At 65.5% G+C, this 26,098-nt stretch carries 25 protein-coding genes; 11 read left to right on the forward strand and 14 right to left on the reverse strand.

Features of this window, described 5'->3' with window-relative positions; genetic code table 11:
• The first annotated feature begins 10 nt into the window (after window positions 1–10).
• A complete protein-coding gene (locus U5760_RS15870; RefSeq protein WP_322013052.1) occupies window positions 11–940 on the forward strand; it encodes a Gfo/Idh/MocA family oxidoreductase in 930 nt (309 codons plus the stop codon).
• Between the two features lie 42 nt (window positions 941–982).
• Here U5760_RS15870 and U5760_RS15875 read toward each other — a convergent pair whose 3' ends face one another.
• The 5 genes from U5760_RS15875 to U5760_RS15895 form a co-directional block, all read right to left on the reverse strand.
• Window positions 983–1,726, reverse strand: coding sequence for a FadR/GntR family transcriptional regulator (locus U5760_RS15875; protein ID WP_322013054.1), 744 nt, complete (start codon window positions 1,724–1,726; stop codon window positions 983–985).
• Between the two features lie 46 nt (window positions 1,727–1,772).
• A complete protein-coding gene (locus tag U5760_RS15880; protein ID WP_322013055.1) occupies window positions 1,773–2,618 on the reverse strand; it encodes an ATP-binding cassette domain-containing protein in 846 nt (281 codons plus the stop codon).
• The gene (locus U5760_RS15885) at window positions 2,615–3,637 is read right to left on the reverse strand and encodes an ABC transporter permease (RefSeq protein ID WP_322013056.1); all 1,023 of its coding nucleotides are present in this window, start codon (window positions 3,635–3,637) and stop codon (window positions 2,615–2,617) included. The genes U5760_RS15880 and U5760_RS15885 overlap by 4 nt, the downstream gene beginning before the upstream one ends.
• A complete protein-coding gene (locus U5760_RS15890) occupies window positions 3,637–4,737 on the reverse strand; it encodes a sugar ABC transporter substrate-binding protein (protein WP_322013058.1) in 1,101 nt (366 codons plus the stop codon). The genes U5760_RS15885 and U5760_RS15890 overlap by 1 nt, the downstream gene beginning before the upstream one ends.
• Window positions 4,738–4,936: 199 nt before the next feature.
• Window positions 4,937–5,878, reverse strand: coding sequence for a LysR family transcriptional regulator (locus U5760_RS15895; RefSeq protein WP_322013060.1), 942 nt, complete (start codon window positions 5,876–5,878; stop codon window positions 4,937–4,939).
• A gap of 168 nt (window positions 5,879–6,046) precedes the next feature.
• Between U5760_RS15895 and U5760_RS15900 the strand changes: the two genes are divergently transcribed.
• Entirely contained in the window at window positions 6,047–7,333 is a 1,287-nt protein-coding gene (locus U5760_RS15900; RefSeq protein ID WP_415914114.1) for an MFS transporter, read from the forward strand.
• Window positions 7,334–7,382: 49 nt separating this feature from the next.
• Complete coding sequence (locus U5760_RS15905; protein ID WP_322013063.1) at window positions 7,383–8,690, forward strand: ArgE/DapE family deacylase; 1,308 nt, start codon at window positions 7,383–7,385, stop codon at window positions 8,688–8,690.
• 35 nt (window positions 8,691–8,725) lie between these two features.
• Here the strand turns inward: U5760_RS15905 and U5760_RS15910 are convergent, their stop codons facing one another.
• From U5760_RS15910 to U5760_RS15945, 8 genes are all read right to left on the reverse strand, one after another.
• Window positions 8,726–9,028 (reverse strand): YciI family protein, encoded by a 303-nt coding sequence (locus tag U5760_RS15910; RefSeq protein ID WP_322013064.1) that lies wholly within the window; start codon window positions 9,026–9,028, stop codon window positions 8,726–8,728.
• Between the two features lie 36 nt (window positions 9,029–9,064).
• Window positions 9,065–9,349, reverse strand: a complete 285-nt coding sequence (catC, locus tag U5760_RS15915) for a muconolactone Delta-isomerase (RefSeq protein ID WP_322013066.1) — start codon at window positions 9,347–9,349, stop codon at window positions 9,065–9,067.
• Window positions 9,350–9,394: 45 nt separating this feature from the next.
• The gene (locus tag U5760_RS15920; RefSeq protein WP_322013068.1) at window positions 9,395–10,723 is read right to left on the reverse strand and encodes a short-chain fatty acid transporter; all 1,329 of its coding nucleotides are present in this window, start codon (window positions 10,721–10,723) and stop codon (window positions 9,395–9,397) included.
• 74 nt (window positions 10,724–10,797) lie between these two features.
• Window positions 10,798–11,772, reverse strand: a complete 975-nt coding sequence (locus tag U5760_RS15925) for a 3-hydroxyacyl-CoA dehydrogenase (protein ID WP_322013069.1) — start codon at window positions 11,770–11,772, stop codon at window positions 10,798–10,800.
• A gap of 2 nt (window positions 11,773–11,774) precedes the next feature.
• Entirely contained in the window at window positions 11,775–12,476 is a 702-nt protein-coding gene (locus tag U5760_RS15930; protein WP_322013071.1) for an SDR family oxidoreductase, read from the reverse strand.
• A gap of 61 nt (window positions 12,477–12,537) precedes the next feature.
• Entirely contained in the window at window positions 12,538–13,590 is a 1,053-nt protein-coding gene (locus U5760_RS15935) for a cyclase family protein (RefSeq protein ID WP_322013072.1), read from the reverse strand.
• A gap of 54 nt (window positions 13,591–13,644) precedes the next feature.
• Window positions 13,645–14,385: an IclR family transcriptional regulator gene (locus U5760_RS15940; protein WP_322013074.1), complete on the reverse strand. Its 741-nt coding sequence runs from the start codon at window positions 14,383–14,385 to the stop codon at window positions 13,645–13,647.
• Window positions 14,386–14,493: 108 nt separating this feature from the next.
• On the reverse strand, window positions 14,494–15,825 hold the full coding sequence (locus tag U5760_RS15945) for a carotenoid oxygenase family protein (protein ID WP_322013076.1): 1,332 nt from the start codon (window positions 15,823–15,825) through the stop codon (window positions 14,494–14,496).
• Between the two features lie 184 nt (window positions 15,826–16,009).
• On the opposite strand from U5760_RS15945, the gene U5760_RS15950 reads away from it, so the two are divergent.
• The 8 genes from U5760_RS15950 (at window position 16,010) to U5760_RS15985 (ending at window position 23,464) form a co-directional block, all read left to right on the forward strand.
• Window positions 16,010–16,582 (forward strand): TetR/AcrR family transcriptional regulator, encoded by a 573-nt coding sequence (locus U5760_RS15950; protein WP_322013078.1) that lies wholly within the window; start codon window positions 16,010–16,012, stop codon window positions 16,580–16,582.
• A gap of 65 nt (window positions 16,583–16,647) precedes the next feature.
• Window positions 16,648–17,511 carry an SDR family NAD(P)-dependent oxidoreductase gene (locus tag U5760_RS15955; RefSeq protein WP_322013080.1) on the forward strand — a complete coding sequence of 288 codons (864 nt, stop codon included), beginning with the start codon at window positions 16,648–16,650 and terminating at the stop codon, window positions 17,509–17,511.
• A gap of 148 nt (window positions 17,512–17,659) precedes the next feature.
• Complete coding sequence (locus tag U5760_RS15960; protein ID WP_322013081.1) at window positions 17,660–18,361, forward strand: NAD(P)H-binding protein; 702 nt, start codon at window positions 17,660–17,662, stop codon at window positions 18,359–18,361.
• A gap of 112 nt (window positions 18,362–18,473) precedes the next feature.
• Window positions 18,474–18,755, forward strand: coding sequence for a hypothetical protein (locus tag U5760_RS15965; RefSeq protein WP_322013082.1), 282 nt, complete (start codon window positions 18,474–18,476; stop codon window positions 18,753–18,755).
• A gap of 32 nt (window positions 18,756–18,787) precedes the next feature.
• Window positions 18,788–19,912: a sensor histidine kinase gene (locus tag U5760_RS15970; RefSeq protein ID WP_322013083.1), complete on the forward strand. Its 1,125-nt coding sequence runs from the start codon at window positions 18,788–18,790 to the stop codon at window positions 19,910–19,912.
• On the forward strand, window positions 19,900–20,622 hold the full coding sequence (locus U5760_RS15975; protein ID WP_322013084.1) for a LytR/AlgR family response regulator transcription factor: 723 nt from the start codon (window positions 19,900–19,902) through the stop codon (window positions 20,620–20,622). Before U5760_RS15970 ends, U5760_RS15975 begins: the two co-directional genes overlap by 13 nt.
• A gap of 109 nt (window positions 20,623–20,731) precedes the next feature.
• Window positions 20,732–21,643, forward strand: a complete 912-nt coding sequence (locus U5760_RS15980) for a sterol desaturase family protein (RefSeq protein WP_322013085.1) — start codon at window positions 20,732–20,734, stop codon at window positions 21,641–21,643.
• 252 nt (window positions 21,644–21,895) lie between these two features.
• Entirely contained in the window at window positions 21,896–23,464 is a 1,569-nt protein-coding gene (locus U5760_RS15985; protein ID WP_322013086.1) for a methyl-accepting chemotaxis protein, read from the forward strand.
• A gap of 28 nt (window positions 23,465–23,492) precedes the next feature.
• On the opposite strand, the gene U5760_RS15990 is transcribed toward U5760_RS15985, so the two are convergent.
• Window positions 23,493–26,021 (reverse strand): EAL domain-containing protein, encoded by a 2,529-nt coding sequence (locus U5760_RS15990; protein ID WP_415914106.1) that lies wholly within the window; start codon window positions 26,019–26,021, stop codon window positions 23,493–23,495.
• Window positions 26,022–26,098: the final 77 nt, after the last annotated feature.

Here is a 26,098-nt window from a genome sequence, read left to right on the forward strand (position 1 = left end):
GGAACCCGCCATGAACCCTTCCTGCAAGCTGGCCATCGCCGGCGTCGGCAAGATCGCGCGCGACCAGCATCTGCCCGCGGTCGCCGCGAATCCCGGCTTCACGCTCGTTGCCTGCTCGAGCCGCAATGCGCAGGTCGATGGCGTGCGCAACTACACCGATCTCGATGCGCTGCTCGCTGCCGAGCCCGGTCTCGACGCGGTTTCGCTCTGCGCTCCGCCGCAGGTGCGTTATGCGCAGGCGCGTGCGGCGCTGCTGGCAGGCCGGCACGTCATGCTGGAAAAGCCGCCGGGCGCGAGCGTGAGCGAGGTGGAGGCGCTGCGTGGCCTCGCGCGTGCGCAGGGGCGCACGCTCTTCGCGACCTGGCACTCGCGCTGCGCGAGTGCCGTCGAACCCGCGCGCGCGTGGCTCGCGAACCGCGCGATCCGCTCGGTCCACGTGCGCTGGAAAGAGGACGTGCGCCGCTGGCACCCGGGCCAGCAATGGATCTGGGAGCCGGGCGGGCTGGGCGTATTCGACCCGGGCATCAACGCGCTTTCCATCGTCACGCGCATGCTGCCGCGCGAAGTGCTGTTGCGCGCGGCTACGCTGCACGTTCCCGCCGATTGCGCGACGCCCATCGCCGCGGAACTGGATTGCCTCGATACGGATGGCGTGCCCGTGCGCGCCGAATTCGACTGGCGGCACGGTCCCGTGGAGCAATGGGAAATCGACGTGGAGACCGCGGACGGGCTGCTTGCGATCAGCGAAGGCGGCAAGCGCATGACGATAGCGGGCGAGCCCGTCGCGCTCGAAGCGGAGCGCGAATATCCCGCACTCTACGAACGCTTCCGCTGGCTGATCGAACACGGCGCCGAAGACGTGGACGTGCGCCCGCTGCAACTCGTGGCCGATGCGTTCCTACTGGGCCGTCACGTCGAAGTGGAGCCGTTCGGACATTGACAGAGGGCGACGCCGCTTCGTACGAGCGGCCGGACCCGGCTTTCAGTCGCGCCTCGGCGGCTCGGGTTCGAGCGCCGCGCCGCCGAGAATCGAGTTGGCGTCGGCGCGCGCATTGTCGAGTTGCACGACGCTTGCCTGGCGCGCGGCCAGCGCGTCGCGATTCTGGATGGCCGTATAGATCGCCTTGTGACGCGGCAGCGAGAGCGCGTGCGTGTTCGGGTGGCGGCTCGTGAGCTTGATCGATTCCGTGAGCGCGAGCGTGAGCATGTTGCCGATATAGGCGAGCATGTCGTTGTGCGTGGCCGCCATGATGGCGCGGTGGAACTCCAGGTCGGGCTCGAGCAGTTCGGCGGCCGACTGGGCCGCCTCCATGTGTGCATAGGCCGCGCCGATGCGCGCGACATCCGCATCGCTCGCGGAGATGGCGGCGAGCGCGGCGGCCGCGGGCTCGATGATCTGGCGCACGGTCATGAGCGACTGGAAGAACGCGCCTTCGGGAAGGCTGTTGACGGTCCAGTAGAGCACGTCGGGGTCGAGCATGTGCCAGTCTTCGCGCGCGCGCACCACGCTGCCCACGCGCGGCTTCGAGACGACGAGCCCCTTCGCCACCAGCACGCGCGTGGCCTCGCGCAGCACCGGGCGGCTCACGCCATAGGTTTCGCACAGCGTGGGTTCGGGCGGCAGGCGCTGGCCGGGCTGGAATCGTCCGCCGACGATTTGCATGCCCAGTTCCTGCACGATGCGCCCGTGCATGCTTTTGCGATTCTGCAGATTGCGGTAATCCATGGTTCCCCGGCGGGTGCGCCCCGGCAGGCGCGCGCCCCTCTTCTCGTCAATGCGCGTTCGTGGAGCGCATCGCGCGGTATTCCCGCCGCACGATATCCATCAGCTCCGTCACCGAGGTCTGCGCGCTGCGCTGCTCGAACGTCACGCGGCCCCGTTGCATCAGCATGATACGGTCCGCAATGTCGAGCGTCTGTGCATAATTGTGCATGATCATGATGATCGACAGGCCGCCCTTCTCCTTCAGGCGCAGAACGAGGTCGATGATCAGGCCGGCCTCGCGTGCGCCCATGGCCGCAAGCGGTTCGTCCAGCAGCAGGATCTTCGCGTTCGAATGCACCGCGCGCGCCACGGCGATGGCCTGGCGCTGGCCGCCCGAAAGCCGCTCCACGGGCAGATCGACCGAAGGCACGTGCACGCCGATATCGTCGAGACACTGCGCCGCGCGCTCGCGCATCTGCCGGTGATCGAGCAGGCGGAACGGGCCGCGCCGCACGATCTCGCGGTTCAGGAACATGTTGTGATAGATGCTGAGCGAGTTCGCGAGCGCGAGATCCTGATAAACGCATTCGATACCGAGGGCGCGCGCGTGGTCGACGGATCGTAGCTGCGTTGCCTGACCGTCCACGTAGAGCGTGCCTTCGGTCTGCGGGTGGAACCCCGTGAGGATCTTGACGAGCGTGGACTTGCCCGCGCCGTTGTCGCCGAGGATGCCCAGGATCTCGCCCTGGCCGAGCGTGAACGACACGCCGTCGAGTGCCGTCACCGCGCCGAAGCGCTTGACGAGCTTGTCGCCGCGCAGGGCGAGCGCCGCGTCGGCGGCGGTGGCCGGGAGCGAAGCGGCGGTAGCGGCTCCGGCGGGCGTCGCTTGCGCATGCGGTTGCGGCTCGTTCATCGCCGTGCTCCTTTGCGCCGTATGCGGCCGATGTGGATATTGAAGATCATCGCGGCCAGAATCGCGGCGCCGAGGATGATGTTGAACGTGAACGCGTTGATGCCGATGAGCGTGAAGCCGTCGTTGAGGATGCCGAGCACGGCCGCGCCGATCAGTCCGCCCACGATCGTGCCCGAGCCGCCCGTGAGCGGCGTGCCGCCGATCACCGCTGCGGCGACGGCGAGGAACATGATCTGGTTGCCGCCCGCCTGCGGGTCGATCGAGGTGATGCGAAAGCCTTCGAGAATGCCGGTGAGGCCCGCGAGCACGGCGGCGAGTATGAAGTTGCCGAGCCGCAGCCGGCTCACGTGGATGCCGGCCTCGCTCGCGCCCAGCGGATTCGCGCCCGCCGCCTGGGTATGCAGGCCCCAGCGCGTATGGCGCAACAGCACGTGCATGACGAACGCGAGCCCCGCGGTCCAGAGAATCTCGCTGTAGCCCCACGCGCCCATGACGTTCGCGAACTCGGGCGAGCCGGGCGTGGCGACCGGCGTGCCGCGCGAGATCGTGAGCGTGATGCCGTTGATGAGAAAGAGCGTGCCGAGCGTGGTCACGAACGAGGGCAGCCGCAGCCATACCGTGACCGCACCGTTCACGAAGCCGATCAGCGCCGCCGCCACGAGCCCGGCGATCACGGCGAGCCCCATGGGTGCCCCGGCGTCGTTGGCGAACACCATCATGAAGGGCGCGAAGGCGAATACCATGCCGGCCGAAAGATCGATGTCGCCGCCGATCATCAGCATGATTTCGCCGAATGCGATGATGGCGACCGGCGCGACGAATTGCGACAGATTGACGAGACTCGCGTTCGTCAGCAGAAAGTCGTGGTTGGCGAACTCGAAGTAGGCGGCGAGCAGTACCGCTACGAGGAGGATGCGCAGCTCCGCGGACCATGCGGCAAGAAGCGTCCCGCGCGCCCGGCTGGCGCGCGCGGTGACTTCATTTCTCGCCGCATTGCGGGATTCGTCCGCCGTACCCATCACGACTTGATTGCGCCGCTCATCGGGACGATTTGCGGTTTGGTGCTCTTGCCTTCATAGCGCGTCGAGGTGTTCAGGTACGGCTCGACCGTGCCCTTCGTGACGAACTTGAGGCCGGAGTTGATGTCCGCGGGTCCGACGAGGCCGCCGGAGGCGAGGAACACGAACGCCTCCATCACAGTATAGAAGCCCTGCACGTAGGGCTGCTGGTCGATCGTGAAGTCGAGGAAGCCTTCGTGGATCAACTGCACCGTGGTGGGCAGCAGGTCGAAGCCGCCGCCGTGCACGCCCTTCGAAGGTAGATTGGACTCCTTCATGACCTGCGCGACGCCCTGGGTGCTGCCCGCATCGACGGCGAACATGCCTTTGAGGTCCTGGTGTCCCAGATAGAAGGATTTGATCTTCGAAAGCTCTTCGTTGACGGTCGCGCCCGTGGCGACGCTCTGGATCTCGATGTTCTTGCCCGACTTCTTGATCGCGTCGCTCGCGCCGTCCAGACGCGGCTGGATGTTGAGTTGGCCGGGCGTTGCGATGAAGAGCGCCACGAGCCCGCTGTCGATCAGCGAGGCAATGCGCTCGCCCATCTGGTAGCCGGAGAGATAGAGGTCCTGACCAATGTAGGCCAGACGCGGATTCGGTTTGCCGCGCGGCGCATCGGCGTTGTAGGCGAACACGGGGATGCTTGCGTCGAGCGCGGCCTGGATCGGCTTGTCGAAGGCGGTGGGATCCACGATCGGCACGGCGATCGCGTCGGCCTTCGCGGCGATGGCGGCGTTCACGGCGCGCACCATTTCGCCCGCGTCCGAGGTGGCCGATCCGGTCCACTGATAGTCCATGCCGAACATCGAGCATGCGTCCTGAATGCCGTACTGCGTGGGCACGAAGAAGGGATTCGTGGTGACGTGATTGACGAACACGATCTTCCACCGCTTGTGCCCGGGGAATGCCGCTTCGGCCGCCTGCGCGGTCGAAATCAGGCCGCCCGTGCCGCCGCCCAGCGCACCGAGCAGCGACAGCGCCGCGCCGAGTCCCGCGCCTTGCAGCAGGCCGCGCCGGCCTGAATGGATCTGGTCTTGCTCTGCTTCCCGTTCCTGCGCCATGTCTTCCTCCGGTTTTTTTCGTGGGTCGAGTGCAGCGTGGTTTCGTGCACATTCACGACGGCACCGGGCGGCGCGGCAGCGTCCCTCGGGACGTTGCGGTGGGTGATGCGGAAGAACCGTGCCGGACGGTACGACGAAGATGGTAGTGCAGCGTTTTGTCGGGGCCTAATCCATGTATACCCGTAATAAGTCCGACTATTCAGGCGGCCGGCGGACCGTCCTGGCCGGCGAAATACTCGAACATCTGTGTGACGGTGCGCATCAGGCGCGCGGCAAGCGGAGTGGCCTTCGAACCCGCGCGCGTCACGATGCCGAAGCGTCCTCCGCGGCCGTCTTCCGGGGGCGTGAGTGTGATCTCCCGAAGCGTGCCGCAGCGTAACTCCTCCCACACCACGGGGCGGCTTGCCAGCAGCACCGCATCGCTTTGCAGGGTGGCTTGCAGGAGGTCCTCGATACTGTCGCTGTCCATCGCAATCCGCGTGGCGAAGTTCTCGGTCAATCCGGCAAAGCGCTGGAGGCGCGCGAGCGCGAACGGCGAAAGGCTCGTGCTGGCGAGCGGGTACTGGACCACTGCCGCGAGCGGCACAGCCGTTGCGTGCGCCAGCGGATGATCGGCCCGGCAGAAGAATCCAATCGGCCAGCGCGGGAGATGCTGGATTTCAAGCGTGCTGCGATCGGCCAGTTCATCGAGCGGCGCGATGTCCGCGCAGAAGAAGTCGAGTTTGCCGTCGTTGAGCAGGCTCAGCAGGCGCTCCGTTGCGCCGCGCCGGATCCGGACGTGCGAGCCGCTCATGAGCTTGCTGCCTTCCACGAGAAGCCGCACGGCAAGCAGGCGTGCCGGGGTTGCGCCAAGGCCGATCGTTGCTTCCCCGTAGCCGCCGAGCGTCATGTGATGGATTTCGTCGCGCATTTGCACCGCGTCGAACATCATGCGCCGCGAACGATCCACGACGATCTGCCCATAGGGCGTGATCTGGACGCCGTGAGCGTCGCGCTCGAAGAGCGGCACGCCCAGCTCTTCTTCCAGCGAGCGAATGCTGCGCGAAAACGCGGGCTGGCTCAGGTTGACCAGTTCGCATGCCTTACCGAAATGAAGCGTGTCCGCGAGGGCAATCGCATGCTGAAGTTTCCGGATATCCATACAGACTCTCCCGCTCGCTAACCGGATTGACGATGCAACATTTGCATTGCAGATGGCGATATTAGCATTGGATTGCATGATATCGGCTGAGTAACATCGTCCCGCTTATCAAGACAAGACGAGGATCCCGACGTGAATGGAAACCCACAATCCCTGGTTGTCGAGCCGCTGGCCGCCGCGCCGGCCCGCTCGCGGCGGCAACCCTTGCGCGCCGGTCTGGGCGCGCTGGTCGGCACCACCGTCGAGTGGTATGACTTCTATATCTTCGCCACTGGGGCATCGCTGATATTCGGTCAGATCTTCTTTCCGCCGGGCGACCGCTTTCTTGCGACACTGGGCGCATTGGGCACGTTCGCGGTCGGATTCTTCGCGCGGCCGCTGGGGGCGATCCTGTTTGGCTCGCTGGGCGACCGCGTCGGCCGGCGCAACGTGCTGGTCATGACGCTGCTGCTGATGGGCGTGTCCACGATATCGATAGGATTCCTGCCTTCGTACCGCCAGGCCGGCATCGCGGCGCCGATCCTGCTCGTCCTCCTGCGCATCGCACAGGGTATTGCCGTGGGGGGCGAATGGGGCGGTGCCGTGCTCATCGCGTCCGAGCATGGCACGGCTGCCCACAAGGGCTTTCTCGCGTCTTTGCCGCAGATGGGCAGTCCCGCCGGCATGATTCTGAGCATTCTGGTGTTTCGCGCCATCTCGTCCTTGCCGTCGGACGCGCTCATGAACTGGGGCTGGCGGTTGCCGTTCATCGCCAGCGCGCTGCTGATGATCGTCGGACTGCTCATCCGTCACGGTGTTGACGAGACGCCGGAGTTTGAAGCGGCGCGGGCTCGCGCGTCGGACACCAACCCGGCGCTAGGCGTGGTCCGCAGGATGCCCGCCACGCTGCTGCTTGCTGCCGGCGCGAACACGCTCGGCATATCGTCCGTGTACTTCTGCTCGGTGTTCATGCTCACCTACGCGACGCAGTACCTGCACCTGCCGCGCACCATGATTCTCGACTGCGTGTTCATTGCCACGCTCGTGCAGTTCTGCGTGTCGCCCATCGGGGCCTGGCTGGCAGACCGCGTGGGCGCCGTGCGTGTGCTGCTCGTCACCAGCCTTTCCACGGTAGCCACCGCTTACCTGCTTTACGCGCTCGTCAATATGGGCACGATGCAGGCCATCGTCATCGGCCTGTGCATCAACGTGCTCTTTGGCGCGACGTTCTATGCCGTGGTCTCCGGTTTCTGCGCGTCGCTGTTTCCTGCCGACGTGCGTTACTCGGCGATCTCGATTGCCTACCAGGGCTGCGCGGCGATCGCAGGCGGACTGACGCCGCTGCTGGGCACCCTCCTCGCGCAACGATTCCAGGGCAACTGGGTGCCGCTCGCGACCGCGTATGCCGGCGCCGCGCTGATTTCGGCAGCGTGCATCGGCGCTCTGGCGATGCGCCGGCGCCGCGCGGCAGGCTAAATCGTTCGCACCACTATTTTTTGCCAACCCTTCATGTGGAGCCCGCTCAATGAGCACTATGCCGTCGCTCGAACCCGCCACGCTGACTGTCGATGCGCTCAAGAATCGGATCGAGTCTTCGCAGGACGAAATCGTCGCCATGCTTGCGCGCCTCGTCGAATTTCCGTCGTTGCTGGGCGAGGAGAGGCCCGCGCAGATTTATATGCGTTCGATATTCGAGTCGCTTGGCCTCGAAATCGACGAGTTCGAGGTCGACATCGAAACGCTGTCGAAGCATCCCGCCTGTTCGCCGCCCATTCAGTCGTATTCGGGACGCCAGAATGTCGTAGGCATACATCGGCCCAAACAGGGTCTCGGAGGGCGCTCGCTAATCCTGAACGGACACATCGACGTGGTGCCCGTGGGCGATGCTTCGCTCTGGGCGCGCGACCCGTTTCTCCCGGTCGTCGTCGATGGCCGGTTGTATGGCCGCGGCGCCGCCGACATGAAGGCCGGCATCGTGGCGTACACGATGGCTTTCAAGGTGCTGCGGGATATGGGTTATGAACCCGCGGCTCCGGTTTATCTGCAATCGGTCATCGAGGAGGAATGCACGGGCAATGGTGCGCTCAGCTGCCTCGTGCGCGGTTACGAAGCCGATGCCGCCATCATTCCCGAGCCGACGGGCAAGGAGATCCGGGATACCCAGGCCGGCGTCGCCTGGGTCGAACTCGACGTGAGCGGATTGCCGGCACATGCCGCACGGGCGACCGAGGGATGCAGCGCGATCGAATTCGTATGGTATTTGTACGGCGCGATCAAGCAGCTGGAGGCGAAATGGAACGAGCCTTGCTGCCGCCATCCCCGGTTTGCGGATCTGCATCATCCGATCAACTTCAATCTGGGCGTCATCCACGGCGGCGAATGGGCTTCGTCGGTGGCGACCCACTGCCATGCCCAGATCCGGATCGGCTATTACCCCGGCATGAGCGCCGAGGCTGCCATCGAGGCCGTGCGCGACGTAATCAGTCAGGCCTTCGATGCGCATCCGAACAAGAGCGTGTTTCGCTGGACATTGACCAATCGGGGCTTCAGGTCCGAAGGATTCGCGCTCGATCGCAACCTCCCTTTCATCGCGACCCTGGGCGAATGTCATGCAGACGTGATGGAGGCGCCGGTATTGCATGGCGCCTTTGCCGGCACGACCGATGCAAAGTTCTTCAACCTGTACGGGAGTACGCCTGCCCTGTGTTATGGCCCGGGAGGCGACAATATTCACGGTATCGACGAATCGGTCGCCATTCGCGACGTGTTGCAGGTGACGGCCGTGATTGCCTGGTTTATCGCGCGCTGGTGCGGCCTGAACCGCATCGCATGATGTAACGCTCGCTAGTGCTCTCTGGCCGCCTGCCGTCAACCCGGCAGGTGGCACACGCCATCGAGATACGCCTTGCGCCAGCGCACGATGCTCACACGCTCGAAGAGGCCGGCATGCGTGAACGGATCGTCGGCAATGAAACGCTCGGCGGCCTCGCGCGTGTCCACGTCGACGATATAGATGCCGCCGCCCGCGTCGCTGCCGTCGTCGTTGAGCTTCGCGCCGCTCGCGAGCAGCAGTGCCTTGTGCTGTTCGAGAAATGCCAGATGCACGCTACGCTCGCGTGCGCGCACGTGGGCGTGGCCCGGTTTGTCGAAGGTTTCGATCAGGTAAGGCATGGCGGCTTGCGCTCGTTTCAGTGGCCAGTTCGGTGGTCAGTTGAGTGCAATCGCCGAAGGATGCTGCGCGAGCGGCGTCACGCTGATCTTCATGTACGGAAAGAGTGGAAGCGAGCTGAGCATCGTGTGCAGTTCGTCGTTCGATTCCACGTCGAACACGCTGTAGTTCGCGTATTCGCCCACCACGCGCCACAGGTGGCGCCACTTGCCTTCGTGTTGCAACTGCTGCGAAAAGGCCTTTTCCTGCGCCTTGAGCGCATCGGCGTGGGCCGGATCGGTATCGGGCGGAATCTGCACCTGCATGTGCACGATAAACAGCATGAGAAAGTCTCCTTGACGAACGGAAAGCGGTTCGGCGCGCGGGCATCAACCCCAGACGAGAATCGCGACCGTATAAACGATGCCGATCCAGAACATCATGATGACCGTGTAGCCCATGATGTCCTTGAGCTTGAGCTTCGAAAGCGCCAGCGCGGGCAGGATCCAGAACGGCTGGACGAGATCGTTCCACGCGTTGCCGAGCATGACGGCCATCGACGTATGCGGCACCGAAGCGCCGATCGACTTCGCGGCCTCGATCATGAACGGGCCTTGCACGACCCAATGGCCGCCGCCCGAAGGCGCGAAGAAGTTGATGAAGAACGAGCTGACGAGACCCCAGAACGGCAGCGTGGCCGGCGTTGCGACGTTCACGAAGGCGTGCGAGAAGGTGTTGACGAGACCCGAAGACGCCATGATGGCCATGATGCCCGCGTAGAACGGATATTGCAGGATGATGCCGCTGATAGTGCGAATGCCTTCGTTGAGCTTTTCCACGTAGCGGATCGGCGTGCCGAGCAGGATGATGCCGAGAAACAAAATGAAAAAGTTGATGAGGTTCAGGTCGATCGAACCGCCCTCGTAGAAGTGCAGTCCCACGTAGCCCATGCCGATCAGGCCGATCACGTAGCTCAGCAGGCGGCTATGGTTGAGCCGGTTCGCAAAGGTATTGCCTTCGTCGATATCGAGCGCGAGCGGGCCTGGCTTCGGCGCGGCTTCGGCATCGCGGTCGATCTCCTTGACGCTCTGGCCGGCTTTCGGGTGCAGCCACGCATTGAGCAGCGGCAGCGTAACGATGACCACGAGACTCGTCACGAGCATGACGGGCGAGAAGATTGTTTCGGAGAGCGAAACGACGCCCATCTGCGCTTCGAGCGGATGCCCCCGGGTGGAGATCAGCACTGGAATGCTCGCGGAGAGGCCGAGGCCGTAGAGCGTGAAGCCGCTATAGGCGGAGGCGATGATGAGCGGGTAGTGCACGCCCTTCACGCGCAGGGCGAGCTTGCGCGCGACGATGCCGCCCACCACGAGGCCGAAACCCCAGTTCAGATAGCTGCCGATGCCGCCCACGAGCGTGGCGACGATCACAGCCATGCGCGGATCGTTCACGCGGGCGACGAGCCGGTCGAGAAAGCGGTCGGTGAGGGGCGCCGTGGCGAGCACGTAGCCCATGGCGAGAATCACCGCCATCTGCGTGGTGAAGGCGAGCAGCGCCCAGAAGCCCTTGCCCCAGCTCGTGGTGAGCGCCGTGATGGCCTGGCCTTGCACGAGCACAGCCAGCACCATGGTGAGCAGCGTGAGGCCGATGGCGAAAACGAAGGGATCGGGCAGATAGCGGCGCATCAGCTCCGTGAAGAAGGCGGTGGTCTTTTGCATGCGAATGTCTCTGTTATGGTCGTAATCGTTATGGTGTTGCGCCCGGGTCTCGTTCGCGCGGGTAAGGGCTTTCTTCAGCCTGCCTCGCTGTCTTGCTGTTGTTGTTCCTGCTCCTTGCGGTGGCGTGCGAGACGCATGAGCTGGCGGTCGCGCCAGGCCACGCGCGCGTCCCACTGGTCGAGCGGCAGCGCGCGACGCCGCCCGGCTTCCACGCATGCGACGAGTTCGGGCGTCCACGGATCGTGCTGGCCACGTTCCGCGCCCATGCGGGCATACGAGGGTCCCATCTTTTGCGCGTGCGAGGCGATGCCGCCGCGCGTATTCAGGTCGACGGTTTCGAACGGGCCGATCACGGACCAGCGCGGGCCGAGCCCTTCGCGCATCACCCTGTCGATGTCCTCCACGGAAGCCACGCCGTCGCGCACGAGGCAATACGCCTCGCGCAGCACGGCGCCTTGCAGCCGGTTGAAGACGAAGCCCTCCACTTCCTTGTGCACGGTGACGGGGCGCAGTCCGGCTTCGCTGAAGAGGCCGATAGCGCGGGCCGTGGCCGCGTCGGAGGTGAACGGTGCCGGCACGATTTCGACCACGGGGATCAGGTACGGCGGATTCCCCGGATGCGCGACGAGGCAGCGCGCGCGTCCGGGCAACGCATCATCGACGAACTTCGAGGCGGCGAGAAACGACGATGCGCTCGCAAGTATTGCGTGGGCCGGTGCGGCACGATCCATCTGCTCGAAGAGTTCGCGCTTGATGTCCACGCGTTCGGGCGCGCACTCCTGAACGAGGTCGGCATCGGCCGCGGCATCGGCCAGGGTATCGACGACTTCCACGCGCGCCGCGATATCGCTCGTCGCTTCGTCGAGCAGGTCGTAGTGCGCGAGATCGGAGAGGCGCAGCGCGATCTCGCCCGGCACGGCGGTGCGGCTTGCGGCATCGGGATCGTAGAGCCGCACGCGCCAGCCCGCGCGCGCGAACACCACGGCGAAGGCAACGCCGATGCTGCCCGCGCCGACAATCCCGGCGCGGCGGGTGGCAGGGGCCGTCATCGCTACACTCCCGCGACGCCGACCGTCATGCCGCCGCACACGTACAGCACCTGCCCGGTGACGAAGCCGCTGCGCGCGTCGAGCAGATACGAGGCGGCATGGGCGACGTCGTCGGGCGTGCCCACGCGCTTGACCGGCACGGCGTCGATGATGGCCTGGGTGCGCGGCGCGCCCGGCGGGTTTGCGCGGTCGAACAGTTCCGTGCGGATGGGGCCGGGGCCGATGGCGTTCGCGGTGATGCCGAAGGCGCCCAGTTCGAGCGCCCACACGCGCGTCATGCCGATCAGCGCGGCTTTCGTCGCCGAGTACGCGGTGCGCAGTTCCTTGCCGAGCGCCGCACGCGAGGACATATTGACGATGCGCCCGAAGCCCGCCGCTTTCATGCCGGGCAAGAGCGCCTGCATGCATTGCTGTGCGCAGCGCACGTTGAGCGCCCACGCGCGTTCGAGCTCGTCGAGCGTCTGGTGTTCCGCATCGGCGGGCAGCACGACACCGACGTTATTGACGAGGCGCGTGATCGGGCCGTCTTCCAGCGCGCGGGCGAGCGCGGCGGCGGTGGCTTCGACGTCGGCGAGATCGGCGATCAGACCGTTACCCACGCGGTCGATGACGACGGCTTCATAGCCGTCGGCTTCGCAGCGCGCGGCGCATGCGGCGCCGATGCCGGCCGCGCCGCCGGTAATCAAGACTCGTTCTTTTGCCATGGTGGAGAGGCGTCGGTGCAGGAGGGAATCGATAGCGAGCGAATGAAATGCGCCGGGCCGTTCAGACAGTGGCGACCGGCGTGACCGGCGAGCCCATCGCGCCGGGCAGGCGCAGCGGCGGGGCGGTCAGCATGAAGCGCGAGCGGCCGTGCGCGCGCAGCCACCCGGCCAGTTCGCGCAGATACCAGAGCTCGCCCAGCGGCAAGCCGAGCTTGAACAGGCAGTGGTGGTGCAGCGGCATCAGCGGATGCTCGCCGGGCGTGGCCGGCGCACGCGCCGGGTAGCGTTCCACCGCGTAGTTGTCGGCGGCGAGCGCGGCGATGCCCGAATCGCTGATCCATTGCAGCAGGCGCTCGTCGCGGCCATCGAGTGCGCTGCAGTGATTCGCGAGGACCGCTTCGTCGGGCTGGCGGTTCATCTCGAGGATCATTTCCGCGAAGCCGGTGCGCAGCAGGAGCATGTCGCCGGGCTCCACCACGATGTTGTCCTTCCCGATCACGTCCATCAGATCGTCGTAGCCGACGGTGCGCAGCGCGCGCCCATAGTGCGCGACGAAGTCGATCAGCACGCCGCGGCCCTGCATGCCCTTCACGGCCAGGTTTTCGATGCCCAGCACGTCGGCATGGCTGTGCTCGCCGCCGCAGGCGTGCGGCGCATAGCCGTCTTCGGCGCGATACGCCATCGGGCCGACGATGTCCTCGTTCGCGCGATAGCCGTTGTAGTAGACGCTTTCGGCCACGCCGTCGCCATTGGCGTCGAAGCGTGCGCCCACGTGCGCGAGCGAGTCCCACTGCGTCGAATACTGGAGCGAGAGCAGCACCTGATCGTCGCTCACGACGTCGGTTGCGCTGGCCTCGTTGCGCGCGAACGGAAAGTTCACATAGGGCAGGCCGTCGCGAAAGGTCGGACGCAGCACGGGCGGGTGGCGCCGCACGTTGAGCTTGCTTTCGCCCGGAAAGTCGAGCGGCAGCGAGAGCGAGAAACTCAGGCCCGCGCGGATCTCGCGCGCGCCCTTGAGCACCTGCTCCGCGCCGATCAGATTCGGGCGGCCAAGCTGATCGTCGGGCCCGAAGTCGCCCCAGTTGGACCCTTCGGGCCGGTTCTTCCAACGCATCGTCTGTCTCCTGCCATGCGGTCCGCTACGGACCCGGGCCACGTCACTTTTCGTTCATGCGAGCAGTGAGGGCGGAATCTGCGCATAGACCTCGAGCAGCGCCTTCACCGCGTTCTGCTCGTTCTTCAAAAGCCGCGCCTTGGGCGCGCCGATGACGAGTGCGAACGCTTCGCCGTGAATCCGGAAACCGCGCGCGAGACCCGCCACGTCCTCCACGCTCTCGCCCGTCGAGCGATGCCAGCCGTCGATCACGCCTTGCCCGATCTCGCGCTCGAACGTTGCGCGATCCACCACCGTGCCGCCGGGGGCGACGCAGAGCGGCTCGCAACTGTCCAGCAGCTTGCGGCGCGCCGCCGGATCGAGCGCGCCGAGCAATGCCTTGCCCGCCGCGCTCGCGACGGTCATGAAACCGCCCGGCTCGTCGCTGTAGCGGATCTTCTGGCGCGACTCCATCACGTCCAGATAGACCACGCGATTGCCCGCGAGCGTGGCGAGCGCGGCGGTTTCGCCGGTTGCGTCGCGCAGCGCGGAGAGGAGCGGCTGGAAGGCCAGCGTGAGCGGGTCCTCGCTGCAGATGTCGCGCGCCACGTGCAGCAGCCGCTGCGTGGGGTAGTAGCCGGCCTTCACGCCCGGCGCGTACAGATAGCCCTTCGCCACCATCGTCTGCAACAGCGCGTGGCAGCTCGACAGCGGGATTTCGGTTCGACGCGCGATCTCGCTGTAGATCATGGGTTGCCGGACTTCGGCAAAGAGGTTGATCACGTCGAAGACGCGCACTGCAGTTTTCACATCCATGAGAATATTATCGACATACCGATAGCGTGGTGACAATAGCCTTTCGGGTAAACACCTGGCGGGGTTGGGGCGGATGTTCCCTTTTGGGGGCGTATTCCTCACCGCAAGTCAGTCCTCGTGCGGCAGCCACGCACCATGAAACCCCGCGGGAATCCGCGTCGGTAAATGCACGGTCGCCACCGGTCCGGCGGCCATGTCGCTCGCGTCGAGCACCACCACGTCGCTCGTATCCGTCGCGGCCCGATAGACGCAAGTGAGGATCCAGCCTTCGTCCTCCGCTCGACCTCCACGCTTCGGCACGAACACAGGCTCGCTGTTCTGATCGCCAGGCGGCACGGCGTAGCGTTCGCGTGTCCCGGTGTGCCAGTCGTACCGCACGATCCCTCGCATTTCGAAGGGCGTGGGCTGTTCGACGGCATAGCCATACCGGTACGGCAGGCCGGTGCGCCGCTCGTCGATCCGCGGCAGTTCCATACCGTCATCACCGGCCTGCATTTCGTGCACGACCCCCGAGGCGAGATCGATCCGATATCGCCACAGCATCCCCAAAGGGTTGTTCTCGAACGCGCGCCCATCCGGCGCGAGCCTGAAATACCACGGGTAGCGGACGACATCGACTACAAGGGTCGTTGCGTCGACATCGTAGGCATTGACCACGTGCTGAATGAAGCACGGCGCGATCTCGAACCAGCGCACTTCGCCGCCGTGGCGCGGGATCACGCCGAGCCTTGCGCTGCGCTCGTCGTGCCAGCGCAAGGGCATGCGGTGGCCGCGCGCGAGCATCGAAAAGTCGTAGCCGACGTTCAGGTCGAGCAGGATGCTGTGCGTTGCGGTGATCGCGATGTCGTGCATCATCGACGGCGCCGGCAGCGCGATCTCGACATCGACGACCGGCTGGCCCCTCGCGTCGTTCACGCCATAGCACAGGTACGGCGCCTTCCAGTCGGCGCGAAAGGTGATGAGTTCGCCGGTGCGCGGATCGATCCTGGGATGCGCGCTCATGCCCTGCGCGAAACCCGCCAGATGCTGCGCCGGGCCGATCGTATCGAGTGCCGCGGTGATCGCGAGCGGTGCGCCGCCTTCGGCAAGGGCGAGCGTTTCGCCGGCATGGCGGATCACGTTTACGTTCGGATTGGTGTCGGGCCACGCCGACACGCTCTCCGGCGCATGCACGCGCGCCCATCGTTGCGTCCGCAACCAGCGGTTGCGATAACCCGTCGCGCGGCCGCGCTCGAAGGCAACGGCGTGCAGCATCGCGTCTTCCGGCCACCACGACAGCACGCCATCCCCCTCGAAACGCCCCGAGAGCGGGTTCGGACCGTTGCGCACGAGCACGCCGTGGAGATCGTCCGGCAGCGTGCCCGTCACGCGCAGCGCGACGTGATCCGCTTCGTGGGTCACCGGGGCGATGGCGCCGGCGTTCAGGTCGAGGGTAGTCATCGGCGGGTTCCTTGTTGAGATAACGAAGGTGCCAATTTATACCCGGGTATAAATATGTGTCAATAATATCCGGGTAAAAATAAGAGGCAGAGATTATCGGGAGCCCGCAGCCGTGGCTTGCAAAGGACCTCGCTTCGTTTTATGATTGAGCAATCACTCAATTAAAGATTCGTCGATCCGTCCCATGGCCCGCCCGAAAAGCGAAGACAAACGCAACGCCATCCTTGCCGCCGCCGTTCAGGTGATTGCGGAGCAGGGCATTGGCGCGCCCACGGCGAAGATCGCGAAACTGGCCGGGGTGGCCGAAGGCACGTTGTTCACGTACTTCGAGAACAAGGACGAACTGCTCAACGCGCTCTATCTCACGATCAAGGGCGAACTGCGCGATGCGCTCGTTCCCGATTTCCCGCATGCCGCGACCGTGCGCGAGCGCGTGCTGCATCTGTGGCGCAGTTATGTGGACTGGGGCGTGGCGAATCCGGGCAAGCGCAAGATCATGCTTGTGCTGAGCGCATCGGACCGCATTACCGATCAGTCCCGCGCGACCGGCATGCAGGCCTTCGCCGAGGCCGGCGCGCTGATCTCGGACTGCATCGCGCACGGGCACCTGTGCGGTCAGCCGCCGGCTTTTGCCGCGGCCATCATGGGCGCGCTGGCCGAAACGACGATGGACTTCATCGTCCGCGAGCCTGCGCAGCGCGAGACCTATCTGGAAGCCGGCTTCAATGCGTTCTGGAATGCCGTCGCCCATGTTTGAGGGCGTTTTTTTGTCTTTTTAATGAGTGATTACGCATTCATATTCGTCAAAGGAAGGAGTTCATCATGTCCAAAGTCTGGCTTGTCACCGGTAGCTCCCGCGGCCTCGGCCGCCATATCGTCGAAGCCGCGCTGGCCGCCGGCGAGCGTGTGCTCGCCACGGCGCGCAAGCCGAAAGATCTCGACGATCTCGTCGAGCGCTACGGCGAGCGCGTGAAAACCGCGGCGCTCGACGTGGTCGATCCGGCCGCGGCGCGCGCTGCCGTACAGGTCGCGCTCGATGCGTTCGGGCGCGTGGACGTGCTCGTCAACAACGCGGGTTTCGGCCATATCGCGCCGCTGGAGCAGATGCCGGAAGACGACTTCCGCGCGCAGATCGACACGAACTTCCACGGCGTCGTCAACGTGACGCGTGCCGTGCTGCCCGTCATGCGCGCCCAGAAGTCCGGGCATATCCTCAATGTGTCGTCGGTGGGCGGGCGCCTCGGCATGGCGGGTTTCTCCGCCTATCAGTCGGCGAAGTGGGCGGTGGGCGGCTTTACGGAAGTGATGCGTCATGAGCTGGCGCCTATCGGCATCCATATGACCGCGCTCGAACCGGGTGGCATGGCAACGAACTGGGGCAACGAAGCGGCCAGCCAGATTCCCGCGCTGCTGCCCGAATACGAACCGTCGATCGGTGCGCTGCTGAAACTCCTGGGAGAGCACGTGGGCAAGGAGCACGGCGATCCGCAACGCGTGGCGCAGGTCGCGCTCAAGCTCGCGTATCACGACAATCCGCCCGCGCACCTGCTGCTCGGCAGCGACGCGCTTTACTTCGCGGGCCAGGCCGAAACCGAACGCAATGCGGCCGGCGAGCGCTGGCAAGCCGTCACGCTTTCGACCGACTTCGGCACCGAGGGCGACATACCCGCCATGCCGCAGGCGTGAGCAAAGGCGTGCAACATGAGGGCTGGCGTGTGCCGGTTTCCCGCCGGGGCATGCGGCCGGTTGTCGTGACCGGCCGATGCGCCGCTGCGACGACGCGAGAATCCGCGAAGCGGTCCTGGACCCCAACCCTCCTCTCAAGAGAGCAACGATGAAAGTCCTGATCTACGGTGCGACCGGCATGGTCGGCCAGGGCGTCTTGCGCGAATGCCTGCGTGCGGCCGACGTGGAACTCGTGCAGATCGTGGTGCGCCGCCCGACCGGCATCCAGCACCCCCGGCTACGCGAGACGGTGCTGCCGGATCTCGCCGATAGCCGCACGATCGAAGGTGATCTGACCGGCTTCGACGCATGCTTCTTCTGCCTCGGTGTTTCGTCGGCCGGCATGTCGGAAGCGGATTACTCGCGCGTGACCTACGACCTGACGATGGCGGTGGCCGGCACGCTCGCGCGCCTCAATCCACCGATGACTTTTGTTTATGTCTCGGGTGCCGGCACGGACAGCAGCGAGCAAGGCCGCACGATGTGGGCGCGCGTGAAGGGGCGAACCGAGAACGCGCTCCAGCGCCTGAATTTCCGAGCCGTTTATCTCTTCCGGCCGGGCGCGATCGAGCCGCTGGAAGGCATCCGTTCGAAAACGCGCATGTACGATTTTGCTTATCGGCTGATGCGGCCGCTCTGGCCGCTGTTGCGCGCGGTGCTGGGCGACCGGCTGGTGACGACAGCCGATATCGGACAGGCGATGCTGGCCGTCGCGCGGCACGGCGCCCCCACGCCCGTACTCGAGGCGCGCGACCTGCACGCGATTGCGGCGGCCGAAGCGGAGCGTACCGCCGTGGCCGGCGCTGCATGACGGTGGCAGACGGCAGGTCAGCACACCTCGACATCGCGTAGGCGCGCCGCCGGAGTACCATTGCGCCATCGCGCAAGATGGGCGATGAGACGACCCGGAGGGGAGGTGCGCCATGTTCATGATTCGTTGCCTGAAGCTTTTCGCGGTCATTGGCCTGTGTGCCGGGGCCGCAGCGTGTGTGCATGTGGAAGGATCGTCGGCGCCGCCGGCCCAGAGCGTGGTCGTCAAGCCGGCTGGTTCGTGCCTGACCTCGAATAACGACATCGTCGCCGACAGCACCGTCGTTCATCGATGCGCCATCCCGGGCCAGAGTGTCACGGAGTGCCCGCAGTACCTCTGCCAGCGATGCACTAACGGCACCTGGAGCAACGAGTACGGCTGCGCGTTGCGATGAGGCGCGGCGACCGGAGTGAACGGGCGTGATCCATGAACACGAGCTACGTATTGGAAAAAACCGGCGAAAGATCCGGCGAAGGACCGGGCGAGCCGCGCAGCGAAGAACCCAAACCGCTATGGCGGCACCTCGCGTGGCTGTGGGCGGCGTTCTGGCTGATCATGCTGCTCGTCGGCATACAGGAGTCCTTGTGGACCGGGCGGCTGCAGTTCTGGCGTCCGCTCGTCAACGTCACGTCCTCCGCGCTCGCGGCGACGGTGCTGGCCGCCGTGCAGATCCGGCGCGCCAACCGCTTCGACCGCTTTCTCAAGCAGCCGGTACAGTGGTTCCTGCGCCAATGGGCGTGGATGCCGCTGCAACTGGTGAGCTACATCGTGGCCATGTACGCGGTGAGAATCGGCGTGTTCGCGCTTGCCGGCCACCGGTACGAACACGGGCCGTGGGACGAGGTGATGGCCTACGAGACGACGAACTTCGTGCTGTTCTACACGTTGTTCGGCGGCATCCATTTTGGCCTGAGATCGTACCGCGCCTGGGTTGAGGAGCGCCTCACCGCGGAGCGGCAGGTGAGCCTCGCGCGGCAGATGCAGATTGCCCAACTGACGCAGCAGTTGCAGCCGCATTTCCTCTTCAACGCGCTGAACACGATCTCATCGCTGATCCACACCGATCCCGATTGCGCCGACACCCTGCTCACGCGCCTCGCCACCCTGCTGCGCGCCACGACCGACGCGAGCCAGCGTCTGGAGCAGCCGCTCGCCGACGAGTTGACGCTGCTGCGCGCCTACGCCGCGATCATGGCCCAGCGTTTTGGCGAGCGCGTGCAGATTGCCTGGGAGATCGATCCGGCTGCGCACGCTTGCCGCGTGCCCACGCTCGGGCTGCAACCGCTGCTCGAAAACTGCTTTCGTCATGGGGTCGAGCGGCGCAGCGCAGTGACGCATATCGCCGTGCGCGCCACGTGCCGCGCGGGGCGGCTGGAGCTCGAGATCGAAGACGACGGCGATCTTCAGCAACTTCCCGTGCGGCGCGGCGTGGGCCTCGGCAATCTCGAGCGCCGCATGCAGTCGCTGTATGGCAGGCAAGCGCGCCTCGCCTTGCGCCTGCGCGCGGGCGGCGGCCTGATCGTGGGAGTGAGCTTGCCGTGCGCGCATTGATCGTCGACGACGAAGCGCCGGCGCGCAGCAAGCTGCGCCATATGCTGCGCATGTTTCCCGAGGTCGAGGTAGTAGGCGAAGCCGCGGACGGCGCGGCAGCGCTGTTGCTGGCCGGGGAGCTCCGGCCGGACGTGATTTTCCTCGACGTGCAGATGCCCGAGGTGGACGGCTTCGACGTCGCCGCGTCGCTGCCCGACGACGCCCCCGCGCTCGTTTTCGTGACTGCGTTCGACCAGTACGCTTTGCGTGCATTCGACGCCCAGGCCGTCGACTATCTGCTGAAGCCGGTCGAGCCGGAGCGCCTCGCGCGCACCGTGCAGCGCCTGAGCAACCCGGGGCGGGGCACGGCCGGCAATTCGTCGACTGCACGCCCGAGCGTGGGCAGGCCCGCGAACCTGATGATCGTGGACCGGGGGATCACGCACGTGGTGCGATGCGCGGAAATCGAATGGCTCGAAGCCGCCGACAACTACGTCAACATCCATCTGCCGCATCGCAGCCTGCTGCTGCGGCGCACGCTCACGGCTTTGCTCGACGACCTCGCGCCTGCGTTCGTGCGCACGCACCGCAGTTTCGCGGTGGCGCTGGGCGCGGTGCTTGCCGTGCAGCCGCGGGCGAAGGGCGATGCCGTGGTCGTGCTGAAGGGCGGCGGCGAGGTGCCGTGCAGCCGGCAGTATCGTGAAGCGCTGATGGCGCGCCTGCGCCAGTAGCGCGAATCATCCCGTTCGCCCCATGGCCGGCCCGGTTCGTCCCAGGCCGATAGCGGCCCCGGGGCCGCGGATTTACGCTGGCCGGCATCCTCCCCCTGACTGCCCGGCCATGGCTCTTCTGCTCACATACCTTCAATACGCCAATGCTGTCGTACTTGCCGCCTCGCTGGTCGAGGCGCTAACGCTCGCTATCCGGCACGGCTGGCGCCGCTACGACTGGAAGGCTTCGGCCGTGTCGGCGACCGATTTCCTGATCCGCGAATATCCCTTGCGCTCGCTGCTGCCGCTGGCGTTCTGGGGCCACACGATGAACTGGTTCTGGCAGCACCGTCTCTGGACCCTGCCCATGAACCACTGGAGCGGCTGGCTGGCGTGCTTCGTCGGTCAGGAGTTCTGCTATTACTGGTACCACCGCACCGCGCATCGCATGCGCTGGTTCTGGTGCACGCACGCCGTTCATCATTCGCCCAATCAGCTGAATCTTTCGGCAGCCTATCGACTGGGCTGGACCGGCCGCCTCACGGGATCGACGGCGTTTTTCGTGCTCGCGCCATGGTTCGGCATGCCGCCCCTGATCGTGATGACGCTGCTCTCGATCAATCTGCTTTATCAATTCTGGTTGCACGTCACGTGGATTCCGCGTCTCGGGCCGCTCGAATGGATATTCAACACGCCTTCCTCTCATCGCGTGCATCACGCCGCCAACCTCGATTATCTCGATGGAAACTATGGTGGTGTACTGATCGTTTTCGACCGGCTCTTCGGCACCTATATTGCGGAAAAGCCTCAGGTGCCGTGCCGCTTCGGCCTCGTGGAGCCTGTGACGACCTATAACCTGCTCACGATCGAATTCGGGCACTGGCGTGCGTTGTGGCGCGATCTGCGTTCGTCGCGCTCGATCCGCGAGGCGTTGGGCTATCTGACGAAACCGCCTGGCTGGCGGCCCGAGGGCAATGGCGAAACCACGGAGGATCTCAGGCGTCGTAGCGAGGCAGGCATCCTGTGCGTCGAGAAGCCATAGCACGGGCTCCGCCTCCGGGCAACATAGTGGGCGTTCGCAAACGGTTGCCCGTGCCTCGCCGGGATGCCCCAAAACAAACTTGTGCGGTTATCTTGATATTCATCAAGTGCAAAGAAATGACCTGGCCTGCCGCACGGGCATACTGGCGTTCGTTTTCCGCGGCCGGGGTCGAAGGTTCGATCGGGCCGTGAATTTCAGGGGTAAGCGCGGCTCGGCCCGAGCGCGCGCGAAAACGACGAACCGATCACCACGATGCGTATCAACGTACCGATCAACGACCACGAATACGTGCTGCCGCAGGACGAGGTCATCATTACCCGGACGGACGGCAACGGCGTTATCGAATACGCCAACGACGCCTTTCTCCGTGCGAGCGGTTTCTCTCGCGACGAAGTGATGGGCCAGCCGCAAAATATCGTTCGGCATCCGGACATGCCCTCGGCGGCCTTCGAAGACCTGTGGCGCACGATCCAGAGCGGCCGGCCCTGGTCGGGCATCGTCAAGAACCGGCGCAAGGACGGCGGTTTTTACTGGGTGCTCGCGAACGTCACGCCTGCCGTGCATGACGGCGAAATTACCGGGTACATGTCCGTGCGCACGCGGCCGACCGGGACCGAAATCGAAGCGGCGGAACGTCTCTACGACGACCTGCGGCGCGAAGAGGATTCCCGCTGGCGCTTGAAAGGCGGGCGCGCCATCCGCAGGGGCGTGTTCGGCATACCTGATCGTTTGCTGGGGCTATCCGCCGTTGGGCGCCTCGACGCGATCATGGCGGCGCAGGCTCTGATGATCCTGCTCGTGCCCGCCTGTATGGCCACCGGTTTTCTCTCGCACGCAATCGGGCAGCGGCTCGGCTGGTCGATTGCAGTGGCGGCCGCCTTGTCGTGCGCGCTGATGGCGGCTTATTTGACGCGCAACGTGTTTGCCCCGCTTGCGCAGATGAACGCCAGCGCGCTCGTCGTCCTGGCGGGCGAGTTGCAGCATCGCTTTCGCGAGTGTGGGGATACGCATACGCGACTGCTCGGGCGGTTGCTCAATCAGATGAACGGCAAGCTCATCGGCGTGTTGATGGATGCGCGCGGCTCCATCGACAAGGTGCGCGACGCGTCCTCGGGGCTGGCCGAAGGCAATGCGAATCTCTCGGCCCGCACGGAACAGCAGGCGAGCGCCATCGAACAGACCACGGCCACGCTCGGCCAGATCACGGAAACCGCGCGGCACAATGCCGATTCGGCCAACGCAGCCCGCGGCGAGGGGCAGCGCACGGCCGAAGCGGCATCGGCCGCGGCAGAAGCCGCACGCCGCTCGGCGCAACTCACCGAGGATCTGGCGGGCCACTCGCGACGCATTTCGGACATCACGGCCACCATCGACGGCATTGCATTCCAGACCAACCTGCTGGCCTTGAACGCGGCCGTCGAAGCCGCGCGGGCTGGGCAGAACGGTCGGGGTTTTGCTGTCGTGGCCGGCGAGGTGCGCACGCTCGCCAAGCGCTCCGAAGCTGCGGCGCGCGAAATCAAGTCCCTGATCGACAGTTCGCTCGACATGATGAAGGTCAGCGCCGAGGCTGCCGCCGGGGCGGGTGCGGAGATGAGCAAGGTAGAGCACTCCGTGGCGCAACTCACGCGCGCCATTTCGGAGATCGCCGAAGCCAGCGGTGGCCAGAGCGTGGAAATCGAGGAATCGCAGCTTGCCGTGGAGCAGCTTGCGCAGATTACGCAGATGAACGCCACCCTGGTGGAAGAGTCTGCTGCGGCTTCGGCTGCGCTCAATCAGCAGGCTCAGGCGCTGGAGAATGCGGTGATCGTGTTGATGGGTTAGCCGATATCCTGAGGATAGCGAAAGGTCTTCACGCTGAGCTCGAGGCCGTGGGCAGGTCAGCCTGAAGCAGTTCCGCAATCTGCCCGGCAGGCTGGGGTCTTGCCAGCAGGTAGCCCTGTGCATGGTGGCAGCCCACGTCGCGCAGGAAAGCGAGTTGCTCCGGCGTTTCCACGCCCTCCATCACCACGTCCAGACCCAGCGCACGCCCCATCGCGACGACAGCCCGGATGATCGCGCGGTCCGGCTTGTGCGCCTCGCTGCCCGCGAGGAACGAGCGGTCGATCTTGAGCGTATCCACCGGCAGATCCTTCAGGTAGGCGAGCGACGAGTACCCGGTGCCGAAGTCGTCGATGGCAAGGCTTACGCGCCGCGCCATCAGCTCGCGCAGCAGCGAGCCGATTTCCTCGCGCGTATTCATCGCCATGCTTTCGAGCAGTTCGAGTTGGAGCCGACCGGCCGGCAGCGCGGTTTCGCTGAGGATGGCGCTCAGGTCGGCGAGAAAGTCGTCGGTCACGCACTGGCGCGCCGAGAGGTTGACCGCGATACGGCCGAATTCGAAGCCCGCGTCAAGCCACGCGCGCGCCTGGCGGCATGCCTCGCGCAGCACCCAGCGGCCAATCGGCACGATCAAGGCCGATTGTTCTGCAATGCCGATGAATTCGCCCGGCGCCACGATTCCGCGCTGCGGATGCTGCCAGCGCAGCAGCGCTTCGATGCCCACGATCCGGTTCGTCGAAATATCGTACTGTGGCTGGTAGAAGAGGCAGAATTCGTTCTGCTCCAGCGCGCGGTGCAACTCGCCTAGCGTCTCGAGTTGCGCGAGCGCCGACGAGGTCATGGTGCTTTCGAAGAACTGGAATACGTTGCGGCCGCGGCTTTTCGCGCCGTACATTGCCTGGTCGGCGCGCATCATCAGGGGTTCGGCCTCGCTGCCGTCGTCGGGATAGATGCTGATGCCGATGCTGGGCGTCGTGAAAATTTCGCGCCCGTCGATCACCATGGCCTCGCCCACGGAGTCGAGCAGCGTGCGCGCGAGCCGGCCCACGTCGCGCACGTCGCTCACGTCTTCGAGCACGAAGGCGAATTCGTCGCCTCCCAGCCGCGCCACCGTGTCGCTGGCGCGCAGCCGGGATCGCAGCCGCTCGGCCACGACCTTGAGCACTTCGTCGCCGGTGTTGTGGCCAAGCGTGTCGTTCACGAGCTTGAAGCGGTCGAGATCGAGATACATCACGGCGAACTTGCGTTGACCCCGCTGCGCATGGAGGATGGCGCGCTCCAGCCGCTCCTCGAAGAGCACGCGGTTCGCGAGTCCGGTCAGCACGTCGTGCGTCGCGAGAAAACGCAGGCGCTCTTCGGTCTGACGCCGCTGGGTGATGTCCGAGAAGATGCCCGCGTAGTGCGAGATAGCGCCTTCGTTGTCCCGTATGCTCGTGATCGTGAGGTATTCGAGGTAGAGCTCGCCGTTCTTGCGGCGATTCCAGATCTCGCCCTGCCAGTGGCCGTTGGTTTTGAGCGCGTGCCAGAGCCCGTCGTAGAACGCGGCGTCCTGGTGGCCCGAGTTCAGCAGGCTCGGATTGTGGCCCACCACTTCGTCCTGGGTATAGCCGGTGAGGCGCGTGAACGCCTGATTCACGCGCTCGATCTTCGCATTGCGGTCCGTCACCATGATGCCTTCTAGCGCCGATTCGAACACACGGTCCGCCATGCGCAGGCTGAAGCGCGCGCGGCCCAACGCTTCGTCGCGCTCGCGCAGCGCGCTGTGCAGCTCGTTCACGTATTCGTCTTCGATGTTCTGCAGGATGTCCGCGAAGCTCAGCAAGCCGGCAAGACGCCCGGACGCGTCGCTCACCCCCACGTGGCGGATATGGTGGCGCAACATGAAATGCTGCGCGGCGTAGAGGCTCTGGGTGGCGGCGAGCGTTTGCAGCGGACGGCTCGCGTGCTCGCCCACCGTGCCGCCGATGGCGTCGCTCGCGATCAGGCGCACCACGTCGCGCTCGGTCAGGATGCCGTGCTCGACGCGATCGCCCTGCGCATATTCGACGACGATCGCGTCGAGCTTTTGCGCGCGCATCTGCGCGAGGGCGCCGAGAAGCGGCTCGCCGGCGGCCACGAGGGCGAGCGGCTGCACGTGAATGGCTTCGATGGGCTTCAGGTGCAGGAAAAATTCGGCGCCCTGGTTCAGCACGACGTCGGTTTGCGTGAGCACGCCGATGCACGCGCCGTCGCGCATCACGCCAAAGTGACGGATGCCGGACTGTTTGAAGCGTACCGCCGCTTCGCCCAGCGAGATATGTGCGTCGAGCGTGAGAAGCGGCGCGCTCATGACCGCGCTGATCGGCCGTTCGAGCGCGAGAACGTCGTCGCCCACGGCGAGCGCGTCCTGCTCGGTCCAGATACCGACTGCCGTGGCTCCCTCCATCACCACGATCGAACTGCAGCGCTCGGCGAAGATGCGCCGCGCCACTTCGCGCACCGGTGTCGCAGGGGAGCACGTCAGCATGGGGCGCGCGATCAGGCGGGAAACGGGGATAGCGTAGCTGCTCGTATCGATCATGCTCGAACCGGGGCGGAGGAACGTTGCGCGGGGCGCGTGCCCGGCGCGAGCGTGGCGGCTGGGTCGGTGCGCCGTAA

The sequence above is a fragment of the Paraburkholderia sp. J12 genome (assembly GCF_905220215.1).
In the GTDB taxonomy this organism is placed as follows: Bacteria; Pseudomonadota; Gammaproteobacteria; order Burkholderiales; family Burkholderiaceae; genus Paraburkholderia.

Coding starts and splice junctions, on each gene's coding strand:
- U5760_RS15870 (WP_322013052.1), top strand. CDS start 11: ATGAACCCTTCCTGCAAGCTGGCCATCGCCGGCGTCGGCAAGATCGCG.
- U5760_RS15875 (WP_322013054.1), bottom strand. CDS start 1,726: ATGGATTACCGCAATCTGCAGAATCGCAAAAGCATGCACGGGCGCATC.
- U5760_RS15880 (WP_322013055.1), bottom strand. CDS start 2,618: ATGAACGAGCCGCAACCGCATGCGCAAGCGACGCCCGCCGGAGCCGCT.
- U5760_RS15885 (WP_322013056.1), bottom strand. CDS start 3,637: ATGGGTACGGCGGACGAATCCCGCAATGCGGCGAGAAATGAAGTCACC.
- U5760_RS15890 (WP_322013058.1), bottom strand. CDS start 4,737: ATGGCGCAGGAACGGGAAGCAGAGCAAGACCAGATCCATTCAGGCCGG.
- U5760_RS15895 (WP_322013060.1), bottom strand. CDS start 5,878: ATGGATATCCGGAAACTTCAGCATGCGATTGCCCTCGCGGACACGCTT.
- U5760_RS15905 (WP_322013063.1), top strand. CDS start 7,383: ATGAGCACTATGCCGTCGCTCGAACCCGCCACGCTGACTGTCGATGCG.
- U5760_RS15910 (WP_322013064.1), bottom strand. CDS start 9,028: ATGCCTTACCTGATCGAAACCTTCGACAAACCGGGCCACGCCCACGTG.
- catC (WP_322013066.1), bottom strand. CDS start 9,349: ATGCTGTTTATCGTGCACATGCAGGTGCAGATTCCGCCCGATACCGAT.
- U5760_RS15920 (WP_322013068.1), bottom strand. CDS start 10,723: ATGCAAAAGACCACCGCCTTCTTCACGGAGCTGATGCGCCGCTATCTG.
- U5760_RS15925 (WP_322013069.1), bottom strand. CDS start 11,772: ATGACGGCCCCTGCCACCCGCCGCGCCGGGATTGTCGGCGCGGGCAGC.
- U5760_RS15930 (WP_322013071.1), bottom strand. CDS start 12,476: ATGGCAAAAGAACGAGTCTTGATTACCGGCGGCGCGGCCGGCATCGGC.
- U5760_RS15935 (WP_322013072.1), bottom strand. CDS start 13,590: ATGCGTTGGAAGAACCGGCCCGAAGGGTCCAACTGGGGCGACTTCGGG.
- U5760_RS15940 (WP_322013074.1), bottom strand. CDS start 14,385: ATGGATGTGAAAACTGCAGTGCGCGTCTTCGACGTGATCAACCTCTTT.
- U5760_RS15945 (WP_322013076.1), bottom strand. CDS start 15,825: ATGACTACCCTCGACCTGAACGCCGGCGCCATCGCCCCGGTGACCCAC.
- U5760_RS15950 (WP_322013078.1), top strand. CDS start 16,010: ATGGCCCGCCCGAAAAGCGAAGACAAACGCAACGCCATCCTTGCCGCC.
- U5760_RS15955 (WP_322013080.1), top strand. CDS start 16,648: ATGTCCAAAGTCTGGCTTGTCACCGGTAGCTCCCGCGGCCTCGGCCGC.
- U5760_RS15960 (WP_322013081.1), top strand. CDS start 17,660: ATGAAAGTCCTGATCTACGGTGCGACCGGCATGGTCGGCCAGGGCGTC.
- U5760_RS15965 (WP_322013082.1), top strand. CDS start 18,474: ATGTTCATGATTCGTTGCCTGAAGCTTTTCGCGGTCATTGGCCTGTGT.
- U5760_RS15970 (WP_322013083.1), top strand. CDS start 18,788: ATGAACACGAGCTACGTATTGGAAAAAACCGGCGAAAGATCCGGCGAA.
- U5760_RS15980 (WP_322013085.1), top strand. CDS start 20,732: ATGGCTCTTCTGCTCACATACCTTCAATACGCCAATGCTGTCGTACTT.
- U5760_RS15985 (WP_322013086.1), top strand. CDS start 21,896: ATGCGTATCAACGTACCGATCAACGACCACGAATACGTGCTGCCGCAG.
- U5760_RS15990 (WP_415914106.1), bottom strand. CDS start 26,021: ATGATCGATACGAGCAGCTACGCTATCCCCGTTTCCCGCCTGATCGCG.